Here is a 13,983-nt window from a genome sequence, read left to right on the forward strand (position 1 = left end):
CGGACGGGGTTCATCCCCGTGAAAGCGGACGCATCCCCACCGGTGAACGTTGCCCATTCCGGCGCACGATCAACACAATGGCCGCAGCTGCAACGATTCCGAGAAGGTTGACGAGCAGCTGCCCGACCGACTGAAGACACCGGCTCCACTCCCCCGCCACGGCCGCGACGACCGCGTAGCCCGCGGCCGGCACGGTCGTCACGGAGATGAAGACACCCACCAGCGCCGCCGACTTCGCCGAGGTCATGGCGAGCATCCCGGCCGCGCCCGCCAGCATCGCGACAACCAACGACGGTACGCCGACGGAGAAGACGAAGTCGACCTCGCTGTGCTGCTTCAGCTCGAACGCCTGCTCGCCGAACACGTCGGTGACGCGGACCAGCAGCGCGCCGCCGAGCGTGACCACCATGGCCAGCGGGAAGCCGATACCCAGCGCCGCGCCCGCCAGCCGCACGAGGTCCCAGCGGCGCAGCACCAGGCCCACCGCCAAGGCGGCGAGCGGCCCGAACTCCGGACCGACCACCATCGCGCCGACGATCGTCACGGCGGAGTCCGTCAGCACGCCGACCGCCGCGAGGAGGCAGGCGATGGTGAGGAACGCCAGGAACGTCACGTTGAGCCGCGACTCCTCGCCCGTGCGGGCGAGCAGCTCCTGCCAGACGACGGCGTCGGCGCCTTCGCCCGGCGCGGCCTCCTCCGCCTCGTCGGCGGCGTCGGACAATGCCGTGTCGATCGCTTCGAGCGTGATCCCGCCGGTGTGGTCGAGCTCGAGCACGCACAGCGCGTCCACGATCTCGTCCGCCGCCTCACGCGCGATGTCGGCCTCGACCAGGTCGCCTTCCGGCGACACGGCGACGCCGCGGTGCACGATCAGGTGCGCCGTCCCGGCGTGTGCCCGCAGGATGTCGAGCGCCTGGGCGGTCTTCTCCGGCGGGCACACCGCCCTGAGGTGCAGCACTAGTTCTGGGGCGGGGTGGCCGGCTTCGCGTCGATGCCGGCCTCTTTGCGCTGCTGCGCGGTGATCGGCGCGGGCGCGGCGGTCAGCGGGTCGTACCCGCCGCCCGTCTTCGGGAACGCGATCACGTCCCGCAGCGAGTCGGCCTTGGCCAGCAGCATGACGATGCGGTCCCAGCCGAACGCGATGCCGCCGTGCGGCGGCGGGCCGAAGGCGAAGGCGTCGAGCAGGAAGCCGAACTTCTCCTGCGCCTCCTCTTCGCCGAGGCCCATCAGGCTGAAGACGCGCTTCTGGACGTCGCCGCGGTGGATACGGATCGACCCGCCGCCGATCTCGTTGCCGTTGCAGACGATGTCGTAGGCGTAGGCCAGGGCGTTGCCCGGGTCCTGCTCGAACTTGTCGATCCACTCGGGGGTCGGCGAGGTGAACGCGTGGTGCACGGCGGTCCACTTGCCGGAGCCGACGGCGACGTCGTCGCCGATGTCCTCGACCGGCGCGAACAGCGGCGCGTCGACGACCCACACGAACGACCAGGCGTCCTCGTCGATCAGGCCGAGGCGCTTGCCGATCTCGTCGCGCGCGGCGCCGAGCAGCGGCTGCGTGCTCGCGGCCTTGCCGGCGGAGAAGAAGATGCAGTCGCCCGGCTTGGCGCCCGCGGCGGCCGCGACGTTCTCGCGCTCGGTCTCGGACAGGTTCTTCGCGACCGGGCCGCCGAGCGTGCCGTCCTCGTTCACGAGGATGTACGCGAGGCCCTTGGCGCCGCGCTGCTTCGCCCACTCCTGCCACGCGTCGAGCTGGCGGCGCGGCTGGCCGGCGCCGCCGGCCATCACGACCGCGCCGACGTACGGCGCCTGGAACACGCGGAACGGCGTGTCGGCGAAGAACTCCGTCATCTCGGTGATCTCGAGGTCGAAGCGCAGGTCCGGCTTGTCCGAGCCGTACTTGGCCATCGCCTCGTGGTAGGTGATGCGCGGGATGGGCCGCGGGATCTCGTGCCCGATCAGCTTCCACAGCGCCGAGACGATGTCCTCGCCGACCTTGATGACGTCGTCCTGCTCGACGAAGCTCATCTCGATGTCGAGCTGGGTGAACTCCGGCTGGCGGTCGGCGCGGAAGTCTTCGTCGCGGTAGCAGCGCGCGATCTGGTAGTACCGCTCCATGCCGCCGACCATCAGCAGCTGCTTGAACAGCTGCGGCGACTGCGGCAGGGCGTACCAGGAGCCGGGCTTGAGCCGGGCCGGGATGACGAAGTCGCGCGCGCCTTCCGGGGTGGAGCGGGTCATCGTCGGCGTCTCGATCTCGACGAAGTCCTGGTTGTGCAGCACCTCGCGCGCGGCGCGGCTGACCTCGCTGCGCAGCCGCATGGCCGCGGCCGGGCCGCTGCGGCGCAGGTCGAGGTAGCGGTGCTTGAGGCGGATCTCCTCGCCGACGTCGACCCGGTCGTCGATCGGGAACGGCAGCGGCGCGGCCTCGGACAGCACCTCGAGCTGGGTCGCGAGGACCTCGATCTCACCGGTGGGGATCTCGGCGTTCGCGTTGCCCTCGGGGCGCTTCGCGACCTCGCCGACGATCTTGACGCAGAACTCCGACCGCAGCGCGTGCGCGCGCTCGGCCATCTCGCCCTCGCGGAAGACGACCTGGGCGACGCCGCTGGCATCCCGCAGGTCGATGAAGATGACGCCGCCGTGATCGCGCCGCCGGGCCACCCATCCGGTGAGGGTGACGGTCTGTCCGGCCTGCTCGGCACGCAGGGTGCCGGCGTTGTGAGTGCGGAGCACTGCGACTGCTCTCCTTCGACATGGGGCGGTTCTCGCTGCTGGAAAGGCTAACGAACCACCCAGCCTACGACGTCGGCAGGCTTGGCTTGCGCAGTGGTCAGAGCACGTACTTCGGCCGGGCCTCCAGCGCGGCGACCAGCCGGTGGGCCTGGGCCAGGTAGGCGCCGACCTGGTAGATACCGCCGCCGGGGTGGGCCACCAGCCAGCTGGCCGCCGCCGGTGCCGACGCGAAGAACGGCTGGCCCGCGCAGGCCATCGCGTCGACGTGCTCGAGCCCGAAGCCGAGGTCGATGGCGGCGACGACGGCCGACGGCGGGTCGGCCTGGATGATCGCCCGCTCGGTGAGGTCGATGCGGATGCGCGTCCGGGTGACCGGGCAGATCGCTTCGGCGTGCACGCGCTCGCCGGTGGCGATGGCCAGCAGGAACATGTCGACGGTGCCGTCCGGGCCGGCGCCGAGGGTGCCTTCGGCCGGTTGCAGCCGGTGGTGGGCACCGCGCGGCGCGGGGCCGGTGCTGACGAGGTCGCGGTGCAGGGTGAAGCCGATCAGCTCGACGAGCCGGCGCACTTCGGCCGGGGGGACGCCGACGATCGCGGCCAGCCGCTCGACGCCGACGGGGTGCCGGCCGGCCCGGGTCAGCTTCAGGGCGGCCCACGCGAGCCGGGCGGCCGCGACCCGGTCGGTCTGCGAGGTCGTCATCACCGCTCTCCCTTCCGCATCGATCCCTTCGACGTTAGGCGTCGGTGAGGTGGGGCGACAACGACACGATCGGACATTTTTCCGCAAGGCCGCGACACGGTGGCGCAATCGTGTCCGGACTACGGCGAACGGAGGAGCCGGACTGTGTTCGGCGGCGTTCCGGGTGACGGCTTCACCCACACGGCGGTTCGGCGGATGATCACGGACTGGAAAGATGTGCTGTCCACAAAGGACCGCACGGCGCCGGGCGCCACATCCCCGAGAAATCCGGATCGTCAGAGCAACCGCAGCTGCTCCACCACCGGCGCCTCGAGCGTGGGCTCGGGCGCCGGCTCCGGACTCCGCGCCTCGTACCCCGTCTTCGGAGCCAGCCCGTGCCGTCGCAGCAACGGCGCCACTCGCTCCCCCAGCCGCTCGCGGTACGCCTTCTGCACGTAACTCCCCCGCGCGTACAGCTCCCGGTACCGCGGCACCAGCGCCGGGTACGCCCCCGCGAGCCAGCGCCCGAACCACTCGCGCGCGCCCGGGCGGAGGTGCAGCGGGATCACCGTCGCGCTCGTCGCGCCCACCTCGGCCAGCTGCGCGAAGAGCGCGTCGAGGGCCTCCGCCGAGTCCGTCAGCCACGGCAGCACCGGCGCCACCAGCACCGAGCACGGCAGCCCGGCGTCGCAGGCCTTGCGGACCAGCTCCAGCCGCGCCTGCGGGCTCGGCGTGCCCGGCTCGAGGCGGTGCTGCAGCTCGCGGTCGAGCAGGGCGATCGACACCGCCAGGCTGACCGGCACGTCCCGGGCGACGTCCTGCAGCAGCGGCAGGTCGCGCGCCAGGACGGTGCCCTTCGTCAGCACCGACAACGGCGTTCCGGAGCGGGCCAGCGCCGTGATGATCCCCGGCATCAGCCGGTAGCGGCCCTCCGCGCGCTGGTACGGGTCGGTGTTCGTGCCCATCGCGACGTGCTCGCGCCGCCACGACGGCCGTTTCAGCTGCGCCGTCAGCACCTCCGGGGCGTTGACCTTCACCACCACCTGGGTGTCGAAGTCGTGGCCGGCGTCGAAGTCCAGGTACGTGTGGGTGTTCCGGGCGAAGCAGTTGTGGGACACCATGCCGTCGGCGATGAAGTCGCCGGTGCCGGTGGTGATGTCGAACAGCGGCAGCTGCAGGCCCAGCGGCTCGATCGCCTCGACGCGGCGGCGGCTCGCGCCGATCACCGCGCCGTCCAGCGACCGCTTCCACGCCACCGCGGGGTTGCTCACGTGCAGGAACCGCAGCACCTCGGCCGTCCCGCCCAGGAGCCGGACCTCCTGGCGGGCGGGGAACTTCGGCACCTCGTCGATCTGGTGCGCGAAGCCGAAGCGGGTGAGCGCGCCGGCGAAGGCTTCGGTGATCTCGGGCTCGTCGTGCGCCACGACGAGGACGCCGCGGCCGTAGTCGCCCGCGATGTCGAAGAGGCCGGCGAGGAAGCCGCGCTGCCAGTGCGCGTCCGGCTCCGGCGGGACCCGGAGGAAGCCGACGGACCCCCCGAAGTCGGGCAGGTACTCGAGGGCGCGCGCGGCGGCGTCCGGTTCCGCGGCGAACCCGCCGGAGCGGAGCATCCCGCAGAGGTAGCCGGCCCGGTAGCCGAGCGTCTCGTCCGGCGTGGGCTCGAACCGGCCGACGCCGATCAGCTCGGTGCCGGGCTCCAGGTGCGGACGTTGCGCGGCGCCGAACTTGGTGCCGGTGACGTGCTTCCAGCCCTTGCTCGTGAGGAACCGGTGGTCGCCGCCGGCGACGAGCCGGGTGCCGTCCTCCAGGGTCACGCGGTAGGCGACGCGCAGGGTCGTCCAGTGCGCTTCGACCCGGGTCGGCACCAGCCGCCGGGACGCGCCGTGGCCGCGGGTGCCGTAGATCGCGTCGCCGACCTTCAGCTCGGACAGCGCCTTCGTGCGGCCGTCGGCCAGCAGGATCCGGGTGCCGCCTTCGAGGCAGTAGGTGCAGGCGTGGGAGCAGCCGCGGTACGGGTTGACGGTCCAGCCGAAGGGCACGCCGGACCCGGCGGGCACCTTGTTCAGCACCGAGCGGGCGTGCACCTCGTGAAAGGTGACGCCGTCGAACTCCGGTGACCGCACGGACCGCACCAGGCCTTCCAGCCCGGGCAGTGCCGGCTCACCCTCCCCTGCTCGCTGCCGATCCCATCGCACAGCGCCAGTCGAACATATGTTCTAGTCGAGTGTCAAACCGGTTCGCCGCAAGCGAATCGGGATGGTGCTGGTGTGACTCCTGGGACGATTCAGGACGAGAAGCGGTCCAAGGCCCGGATCTTGTTGGTCGCGTCCAGCGCCGCCACCTTGTACGCCTCGGACAGCGTCGGGTAGTTGAACACCGCGTCGACGAGGTAGTCGACCGTCCCACCGCACCCCATCACCGCCTGTCCGATGTGGACCAGGTCGGTCGCGCCCGTGCCGAACACGTGCACCCCCAGCAGCTTGCGGTCCGAAGTGGACACCAGCAGCTTCAGCATCCCGTAGCTGTCACCGGTGATCTGGCCGCGCGCCAGCTCCCGGTAGCGCGCGATACCGACCTCGTACGGCACCGACGACGACGTCAGCTGCGCCTCCGTCGAGCCGACGTACGAGATCTCCGGGATCGTGTAGATGCCGATCGGCTGCAGCGCGCCCAGGCCGTTCGCCGGCTCGCCGAACGCGTGGTACGCCGCGAGCCTGCCCTGGTCCATCGACGTCGCCGCCAGTGCCGGGAAGCCGATCACGTCGCCGACCGCGTAGATGTGCGGCACCTCGGTGCGGTAGTGCTCGTCGACGACGAGCCGGCCGCGCCCGTCCGAGGACAGCCCGGCCGCGTCCAGCGCCAGCTCGCCGGTCATGCCCTGGCGGCCCGCGGAGTACATGACGCCGTCGGCCGGGATGCGCTTGCCGCTCACCAGCGTCGTGATCGTCGCGTCGTCGGACACCGCGACGTCCGCGACCTTCTCGCCGAAGCGGAACGTGACGCCGAGGTCGCGCAGCTGGAACTTGAGCGACTCCACGATCTCCGGGTCGCAGAAGTCGAGCATCTGGTCGCGCTGCTCCACCACGGTGACCCGCGAGCCGAGCGCGGCGAACATCGACGCGTACTCGATGCCGATCACCCCGGCGCCGACCACGACGAGGGACGACGGGATCTGCTCGAGCCGCAGGATCTCGTCGGAGTCGAGCACGCGGGCGGCGTCGAAGTCGACGTGCCCGGGCCGCGCCGGCCGGGTGCCGGTGGCGATCACGACGTAGTCCGCGGTCAGCGTCCGGCGGTCCCCGGCGTGCTTGCCGTCCACGACGATCGTGTGCGGGTCGGCGAACGAGCCCATGCCGGCGACCAGGTCGACGTGGTTGCGCATCAGCTGCGCGCGCACCACCTGGACCTCGCGCCCGACGACGTGCTGGGTGCGCGCCAGCAGGTCGGCGATCGTGATGTCCTGCTTGACGCGGTAGCTCGCGCCGTACAGCTCGCGCTGGTTCATCCCGGTCAGGTAGAGCACCGCTTCGCGCAGCGTCTTGGACGGGATCGTGCCGGTGTTGACGCACACCCCGCCGACCATGTCGTGCCGGTCCACGACCGCCACCCGCTTGCCCAGTTTCGCCGCGGCGATCGCGGCCTTCTGGCCGCCGGGGCCCGAACCGATGACGATGAGGTCGTACTCGTGCTCGCTCACGACGTCGAGCCTGCGCACCCGGGCGCCCCGGCGCAACCCCTCGCCGGTGAAGATCCGCGCGCGAACCCGTCTCGGGGCTAGCGTGGCCGGGTGCTGCGGGTGTCGCTGCTGGGCGAGCAGGTGATCGCCGACGACGAGACCGGCGCCGTGCTCACGCGGTCGCCGCGGTCCGTCGCGCTCGTGGCCCACCTCGTCGTGCACGCCGGCTTGGCGCAGCCTCGGCGGCTGATCGCCGGGCTGTTCTGGCCGGACTCGACCGACGCGCAGGCCCTGACCAACCTCCGCCGCGAGCTGCACCAGCTGCGCCGCGTGCTCGGCGACCCGCCCTCGCTGGCCGTCACCGGGCGCGACCTGTGCTGGCGGGACACCCCGTCGAGCCGCGTGGACGTGCGGGAGTTCGACGTCGCCCGCCGGGCCGCGCTGGCGGCCGACGCCGACGCCGGTGAAGTCGTCGCCCACGCCCAGGCCGCGCTCGCGGCCTACCGCGGTGAGCTGCTGCCCGGACTGGCCGACGACTGGGTCCTGGCGGCCCGCGCCGAACTGGACCGCCAGTGCGTCGAGCTGTGCGACCTGATCTGCCGGACGCCCTCGGGCGACCCGGCCGTCGCGCTCGCCGCGGCGCGGCGCCGGATCCGGCTGCGCCCGCTGGAGGAGACCGGCTACCGGACGCTGATGGGGCTGCAGGCCGACGCCGGCGACCGGGCGGGCGCGGTGAGCACCTACCACCGGTGCGCGTCGGTCCTCGAACGCGAGCTCGGCGTCGTCCCGGCCGAGCCGACCCGCGCGGCGCTGCGCCGGCTGCTCGCCCGGCCGGACCCCGAGCCCCGGCGGGCGGCGGCTCCCGGGCTCGTCGGCCGGGCCGCCGAACTGGCGCGGCTCGGCGAGCGGTGGCGGGCGGCCGCGGCGGGCCGCGCGGGAGCCGTCCTCGTGCGCGGCGACGCCGGGGTCGGCAAGACCCGGCTGGTCGCCGAGCTCGCCGCGCTGGCCGGCGCGGAGGGCGCGGTCGTCGCCGTCGGCCGCTGTTTCGGCACCCCGGGACGGGTCGCGCTGGCGCCGGTGGCCGACTGGCTGCGCACGCCCGCGGTCCAGCGGGCCGCGGCGTCCCTGGATCCGGTGTGGCGGACCGAGGTCGACCGGCTGCTGCCGGCCACGCGCCCGGCCGCGGGCGGGCACCCGAGGGTCGACGCGTGGCAGCGCCTGCGGTTCTTCGAAGGGCTCGCCCGCGCGCTCACCGCCGGCGGGCGGCCCGTCCTGCTGGTGCTCGACAACGTGCAGTGGTGCGACGAAGAGACGCGCGCGTTCCTCGCCTTCTGCCTCGGTCTCCTGCCGGACGCGCCGCTGCTGGTCGCCGGAACGCTGCGGGACGGCGACCTCGACCCGGGCGTGGCGACCTGGACTGCCCAGCTGCGCGACGACGGCAAGCTGACCGAGCTGCCGCTGCGCCCGTTCGACGCCGACGGCACCGCGCACCTCGGCGAAGCGGTGGCCGGGCGGCCGCTGTCCGCGTCGGACCGCACGCTGCTGCACGCGGCCACCGGCGGGTTCCCGCTGTACGTCGTGGAAGCCTTGCGCACCCACGACTCCCCGCCGTCCGGCCGCCTGACCGGCGTGCTGCGGGCGCGGCTCGAGCAGCCGGGACCGGCGGCCCGCGAGATCGCCGGGCTCGCCGCCGCGGCCGGCCGGGACTTCACCCTGGAGCTGCTCACCGAGGCGAGCGACCTCGACGCGGACACCGTCGTCGACGCGGTCGACGAGCTGTGGCGCCGCCGGATCGTGCGCGAGTTCGGCGGCGGCTACGACTTCACCCACGACCTGCTGCGCGAGGCCGCCTACCAGCAGGTCAGCCCGCCGCGGCGGTGGCTGCTGCACCGGCGGCTGGCCCAGGGCATGGAGCTGCTGCACGCCGACGACACCGACGCCGTGGCGGCGCAGCTGGCCGAGCAGTACGCCCGCGGCGGCCGGCCCGACCGCGCCGTCGCCCACTACCGGCGGGCCGCGGCCGTCGCCGCCGGGACGTTCGCCCACGCCGAGGCGATCCGGCTGCTCAAGGAGGCGCTGGCGCTCGTCCGCGCGCGCCCGGCGAGCGGCAACCGCGACCGCGCGGAGCTCGCCGTCCTGGAAGCGCTCGCCGGGCCGCTCAACGCCCACCACGGGTACTCCTCCCCCGAGCTGCAGCACGTCCTGGAACGGTCGCTCGCGATCGCGGAGTCCGCCGGCAGCAAGGAATCCGCGCTGACGGCACTGCTGGAACTGTGGTCGTCCCGGTTCGTCCAGGGCCGGACAGCGGAGGCGCACGAAGCGGCCGAACGCGCCCTCGCGCTGCTCGTCCCCGGGACGAGTGCCGAACAGGGCGGCTCGGCGCACTTCATCGTCGCGGGCTCGTCGCTGACCCTCGGGCACGACCCGGCCGAGGCGCTGCGGCACTTCGAGCTGGGCGCGGAACGCACGCGCGGCGCGTCGTCGTGGCCGATCGGCACCCGGCCGGACGTGCACGGGCCCGCGTGGGCGGCGCACGCCCACTGGCTCCTCGGCCACGACGACGAGGCCGTGGCGAGCAGCGCCGCCGCGATCGCGCTCGCCCGCGGCATCGAGCAGCCGTACAGCCTGGCCATCGCCCTGTCCTACGCCGGGATCACCCATCAGATGCGCCGCGACCGGCGGGCGCTGTGGGCGGCCGTCACCGAGCTGCACGCGCTGTGCGACCGGTACGGCTTCGCGTACTACCGGGAGTGGGCGCTGGTGCTGGGCGGCTGGTCCCGCGGCGGCGCGGCCGGGCTGGCCGCGGCGCAGGAGGGCGTCGCGAACCTCAAGGCCGAAGGCGCGTTCGCCCGGATGCCCTACTGGCTGACGCTGGTCGCCGACCTGTCGGCCCCGGAGGCGGCCCGCGCGACGCTGGACGCCGCGCTCGCCGCCGGGGAGGCCCGCGACGACCGCTGGTGGCTGCCGGAGGTGCTGCGGCTGCGGGCGGCCCACGACCCCGACCCGGTCCCCCGCCTGCGGGCGGCCGCGGAGCTGGCCCGCGCCCAGGGCAGCGTCGCCCTGCGCCGGCGCGCGGAGGCAGACCTCGGCGCTTTCGGGGGCCCGGGTGGCGGAGCCCCCGGCTCGGGGCGAAGCCCCGGATGTCCCAGCGTTCGGTCCGCGCCCTGACCTGCGGCGAACGGACCGAACGCTGCGCGAACGCCGCGTCCCTACGTTCTCCTCGGGTACGGGAAAATCCGAGAGGGGCACCATGACCACCACCGCTTTGCCGCACGAGGAACTGGCCACCGCGCTGCGCGGCGACCTGATCACGCCGGCCGACCCGGGCTACGACGAGGCCCGCGCCGTCTACAACGCCATGATCGACAAGCGGCCCGCGGCGATCGCCTACTGCCGCGACACCGCCGACGTCGTCGCCTGCGTCCGCTACGGCCGGGCGCGGGGCCTGGACATCGCCGTGCGCGGCGGGGGCCACAACGCGGGCGGCCTGGGTGTCGCCGACGGCGCGCTGGTCATCGACCTGTCCGGGCTGCGCAGCACCACCGTCGACCCGGTCAACCACACCGTCCGCGCGGACGCCGGGTGCACCTGGGGCGACGTCGACCACGCCACGGTCGCGTTCGGGATGGCGACACCGTCGGGCATCGTCGGGTCGACCGGCGTCGCGGGGCTGACGCTCGGCGGCGGCATCGGCTACCTGGCCCGGCGCTTCGGCCTGACGATCGACAACCTGCTGGGCGCGGACGTCGTCCTCGCGGACGGTTCGTTCGTGCACGCATCGGAGTCTTCACACCCCGATCTGTTCTGGGGGCTGCGCGGCGGCGGCGGCAACTTCGGCGTCGTCACGTCGTTCACCTTCCGCTGCCACGAGATCGGCGAGAACGGCACGATCATCGGCGGGCCGGTGCTGTACGACCTGGCCGACACCCCGGACGTGCTGCGCTGGTACCGCGAGCTGCTGCCGTCGCTGCCCGAGGAGCTGAACGGCTGGTTCGGCCTGCTGACGATCCCGCCCGCGCCGCCGTTCCCGGAGGAGCTGTGGGGGCGCAAGGCGTGCGGCATCATCTGGTGCTACACGGGCTCGCACGACAAAGCGGACGAAATCCTGGCGCCGGTGCGCGAGTTCGGGACACCGCTGCTGGTCGGCCTGCAGGACATGCCGTACACGGCGCTGCAGGGAGCGTTCGACGCGCTGTACCCGGCCGGGCTGCAGTGGTACTGGCGCGCGGACGTGTTCCACGAGATCTCCGACGACGCGATCGCCGTCCACCTGAAGCACGGCGAGCAGCTGCCGACGATGCACTCGTCGATGCACCTGTACCCGATCGACGGAGCGGCGAGCCGGGTGGCGTCGGACGCGACGGCGTTCCCGCACCGGTCCGGCGGGTGGTCGGGGGTCATCGTCGGCGTCGACCCGGCGCCGGAGAACGCCGGCCTGGTTTCGCAGTGGACGCGGGACTTCTGGGAAGACCTGCACCCGACGTCGGCGGGCGGCGCGTACGTCAACTTCATGATGGAGGAGGGCCAGGACCGCGTCCGCGCGTCGTACGGCGCCAACTACGAGCGGCTGGCGCAGGTGAAGCGGCGGTACGACCCGGAGAACGTGTTCCACGTCAACCAGAACATCCGCCCGGCGTGACCCCGCGGGGCTGACGGCCGGAGGGGGCCGTCAGCCCCGCCGGGGTAGGTTCGGCGCGGAGGTGATCGGCATTTCCGCGACCCCGGCGACCCGGTGGGACGTCCTGCTCGCGATCGGCGCCGGCGGCGCGCTGGGCAGCCTCGCCCGCTACGGCCTGTCGGTGGCGATCCCGCACGCCCGCGGGGAGTTCGCCGTCGCCACGCTGCTCACCAACGTCTCCGGCTGCCTGCTCATCGGCATCCTGATGGCGTTCCTGACGACCACCGCGCGCCCCCACCACCTGCTCCGGCCGTTCCTCGGCGTCGGGATCCTCGGCGGCTTCACGACGTTCTCCACGTTCGTGACCGACACCCTCGACGCGGCGACGACCGGGCGGATACTGGCTTCACTGCTGTACCTGGCGGCGACGCTGGTGCTGTGCCTGACCGCGGTGGCCGCCGGCCTGACGGCGACTCGTGCGGTGAGAAGGGGACGCTGATGCAAGGACCGGCCACCCGCCTGACGATCTACATCGGCGAAGACGACCACTGGCACCACAAGCCGCTCTACCACGAGATCGTCCGCCGGGCGCGCGACGCCGGGCTGGCGGGCGCTTCGGTGCTTCGCGGCGTCGAGGGCTACGGCGCGTCGTCACTCATCCACACCACGCGGATCCTGTCGCTGTCCGAGGACCTGCCGATGGTGATCGTGATCATCGACGCCGAGGAGAAGCTGCGCGCGTTCCTGCCGCAGCTGGACGAGCTGATCGGCGAGGGCCTGGTGACGCTCGACCAGGTCGAGGTGGTCCGCTACGTGGGGCGGACCGGGTGACGCTGGTCCTGGTGGCCCTCGGCGGGGCGGCGGGCTCGATCCTGCGCTACCTGACCGATCGGCGCGTGCAGGCGAGGCGGGACTCGCCGTTCCCGTTCGGGACGCTGACGGTGAACATCGTGGGCTCGTTCGTCCTGGGGTTCCTGAGCGGCTGGCTCCTGCACGGCGCGGAGCCGTCGTCGGTGCGCGCGCTGGTGGCGGTGGGGTTCTGCGGCGGCCTGACGACGTTCTCGACGTTCGGCTACGAGACCGTCCGGCTGTTCTTGGAGAAGACGCGGCTGTACGCGGTGCTCAACGTCGTGGTCACGGTGCTGGCCGGACTGGCTTCCGGCGCGCTCGGCCTGCTGCTGGCCACGGCGGTCTTCGCCTAGCCGGGGATCTCCCGGTTGGAGAAGTACGGCTCGCGGAACGGGAGGTCGTCGGCCAGCCAGTGCCGCAGTGCCGTGTGGACCTTCGGGTAGTACCCGCGGTCGTACGCGTCCGGGGTCACCCACCAGCTGACGTCCACGTCGTGTTTCAGCAGGTCCTCCGTGAGCTTCGTGCGGCCCCCCATCGGGTACAGGTAGCAGCAGCCCAGGTAGCCGCCCGCCGGGTCGCGCAGGACGTAGGTGTACGAGCCGCCGTCGCGGAACTCGCACTCGTGCCACACCAGGTCGACGTAGTTGTACTCCTCGGTGACCTCCTCGGCCGGCCAGCCGCCGCCCCGGGTCCGCCGGATGAGGGCCAGGCTGGCGTTGATGCCCGCCACGTCGTCGGCCAGGTCGGCGCGGGTGATCGCCTGGGCGGTCACATCGCCGTGGGTCAGTTCCGCCGGCGCCGTGAAATCGTCCGGCAGGGTCAGTCTCCTGACGAAGTCGCGGTAGTCCATCAGCGGACCTGGTAGCCGAGGATCACGATGCCCGAGTCGAGCTTGGTCACCGTGTCCAGCGCGAGCTTGGTCAGGGTGCCTTCGCGGAACAGCAGGTCCTGCGGGCCGCCACCGCGGACGAGCAGCGGGTGGAACCACAGGCGGATCTCGTCGACCAGGCCGTGCTCCAGCAGCGCGTGGGTGAGCTGCCCGAAGCCGTACTGGACGATGTTCTGCCCCGGCTCGCCCTTCAGCTTCTCGATCGCGGCCACCGGGTCGCCGTCGATGACCCTCGTGTTGTTCCACTCGGGATCGGTGAGGGTGCCCGAGACCACGTACTTGGCCATGGCGTTGATGTGGTCGCTCGCCGGGTCGCCCGACCGGGTCGGCCACACGGGCGCGAAGCCGTCGTAGGTGCGCCTGCCCATGATGAGCGCGTCGCACGAGAGCAGCAGCTCGGTCTGCACGGCCCCGCCCTGGCCGCCGTCGGGACCGCTCGAGGGCCAGTGGTGCGGGGTCTCGATCACGCCGTCGAGCGAGATGTACGTCGAGTTGATGATGCGTCGCATGGGGTCTCTCCCTGGGTCGGCTCGTCCGCT

12 protein-coding genes are annotated in these 13,983 nt (G+C 72.8%); 5 read left to right on the forward strand and 7 right to left on the reverse strand.

What is annotated here, in order from left to right:
• Positions 1 to 10 precede the first annotated feature (10 nt).
• From AB0M59_RS19015 to sthA, 5 genes are all read right to left on the reverse strand, one after another.
• On the reverse strand, positions 11 to 958 hold the full coding sequence (locus AB0M59_RS19015; protein ID WP_364616611.1) for a DUF389 domain-containing protein: 948 nt from the start codon (positions 956 to 958) through the stop codon (positions 11 to 13).
• Entirely contained in the window at positions 958 to 2,733 is a 1,776-nt protein-coding gene (gene aspS, locus AB0M59_RS19020) for an aspartate--tRNA ligase (protein WP_364616613.1), read from the reverse strand. Before aspS ends, AB0M59_RS19015 begins: the two co-directional genes overlap by 1 nt.
• A gap of 97 nt (positions 2,734 to 2,830) precedes the next feature.
• Entirely contained in the window at positions 2,831 to 3,433 is a 603-nt protein-coding gene (gene merB / locus AB0M59_RS19025) for an organomercurial lyase (protein ID WP_364616615.1), read from the reverse strand.
• A gap of 275 nt (positions 3,434 to 3,708) precedes the next feature.
• On the reverse strand, positions 3,709 to 5,607 hold the full coding sequence (locus AB0M59_RS19030; protein ID WP_364616617.1) for an intein-containing Rv2578c family radical SAM protein: 1,899 nt from the start codon (positions 5,605 to 5,607) through the stop codon (positions 3,709 to 3,711).
• An 89-nt stretch (positions 5,608 to 5,696) separates the two neighbouring features.
• Positions 5,697 to 7,109, reverse strand: a complete 1,413-nt coding sequence (sthA, locus tag AB0M59_RS19035) for a Si-specific NAD(P)(+) transhydrogenase (RefSeq protein WP_364616619.1) — start codon at positions 7,107 to 7,109, stop codon at positions 5,697 to 5,699.
• A 90-nt stretch (positions 7,110 to 7,199) separates the two neighbouring features.
• Here sthA and AB0M59_RS19040 point away from each other — a divergent pair, with 90 nt between their 5' ends.
• From AB0M59_RS19040 to crcB (AB0M59_RS19060), 5 genes are all read left to right on the forward strand, one after another.
• Entirely contained in the window at positions 7,200 to 10,256 is a 3,057-nt protein-coding gene (locus tag AB0M59_RS19040; RefSeq protein ID WP_364616621.1) for an AAA family ATPase, read from the forward strand.
• Positions 10,257 to 10,338: 82 nt separating this feature from the next.
• Positions 10,339 to 11,727: an FAD-binding oxidoreductase gene (locus AB0M59_RS19045; RefSeq protein ID WP_364616623.1), complete on the forward strand. Its 1,389-nt coding sequence runs from the start codon at positions 10,339 to 10,341 to the stop codon at positions 11,725 to 11,727.
• Positions 11,728 to 11,797: 70 nt separating this feature from the next.
• Entirely contained in the window at positions 11,798 to 12,205 is a 408-nt protein-coding gene (gene crcB / locus AB0M59_RS19050) for a fluoride efflux transporter CrcB (RefSeq protein WP_364616813.1), read from the forward strand.
• Complete coding sequence (locus AB0M59_RS19055; protein WP_364616625.1) at positions 12,205 to 12,537, forward strand: DUF190 domain-containing protein; 333 nt, start codon at positions 12,205 to 12,207, stop codon at positions 12,535 to 12,537. The genes crcB (AB0M59_RS19050) and AB0M59_RS19055 overlap by 1 nt, the downstream gene beginning before the upstream one ends.
• Positions 12,534 to 12,908, forward strand: coding sequence for a fluoride efflux transporter CrcB (gene crcB, locus AB0M59_RS19060; protein WP_364616626.1), 375 nt, complete (start codon positions 12,534 to 12,536; stop codon positions 12,906 to 12,908). Before AB0M59_RS19055 ends, crcB (AB0M59_RS19060) begins: the two co-directional genes overlap by 4 nt.
• Here crcB (AB0M59_RS19060) and AB0M59_RS19065 read toward each other — a convergent pair.
• Positions 12,905 to 13,405 carry a GNAT family N-acetyltransferase gene (locus tag AB0M59_RS19065; RefSeq protein WP_364616628.1) on the reverse strand — a complete coding sequence of 167 codons (501 nt, stop codon included), beginning with the start codon at positions 13,403 to 13,405 and terminating at the stop codon, positions 12,905 to 12,907. The two genes, crcB (AB0M59_RS19060) and AB0M59_RS19065, sit on opposite strands and share 4 nt — an antisense overlap.
• On the reverse strand, positions 13,405 to 13,953 hold the full coding sequence (locus AB0M59_RS19070) for a dihydrofolate reductase family protein (protein ID WP_364616630.1): 549 nt from the start codon (positions 13,951 to 13,953) through the stop codon (positions 13,405 to 13,407). The genes AB0M59_RS19065 and AB0M59_RS19070 overlap by 1 nt, the downstream gene beginning before the upstream one ends.
• Positions 13,954 to 13,983 lie beyond the last annotated feature (30 nt).

Source organism: Amycolatopsis sp. NPDC051371 (assembly GCF_040682155.1).
Lineage (GTDB): Bacteria > Actinomycetota > Actinomycetes > Mycobacteriales > Pseudonocardiaceae > Amycolatopsis.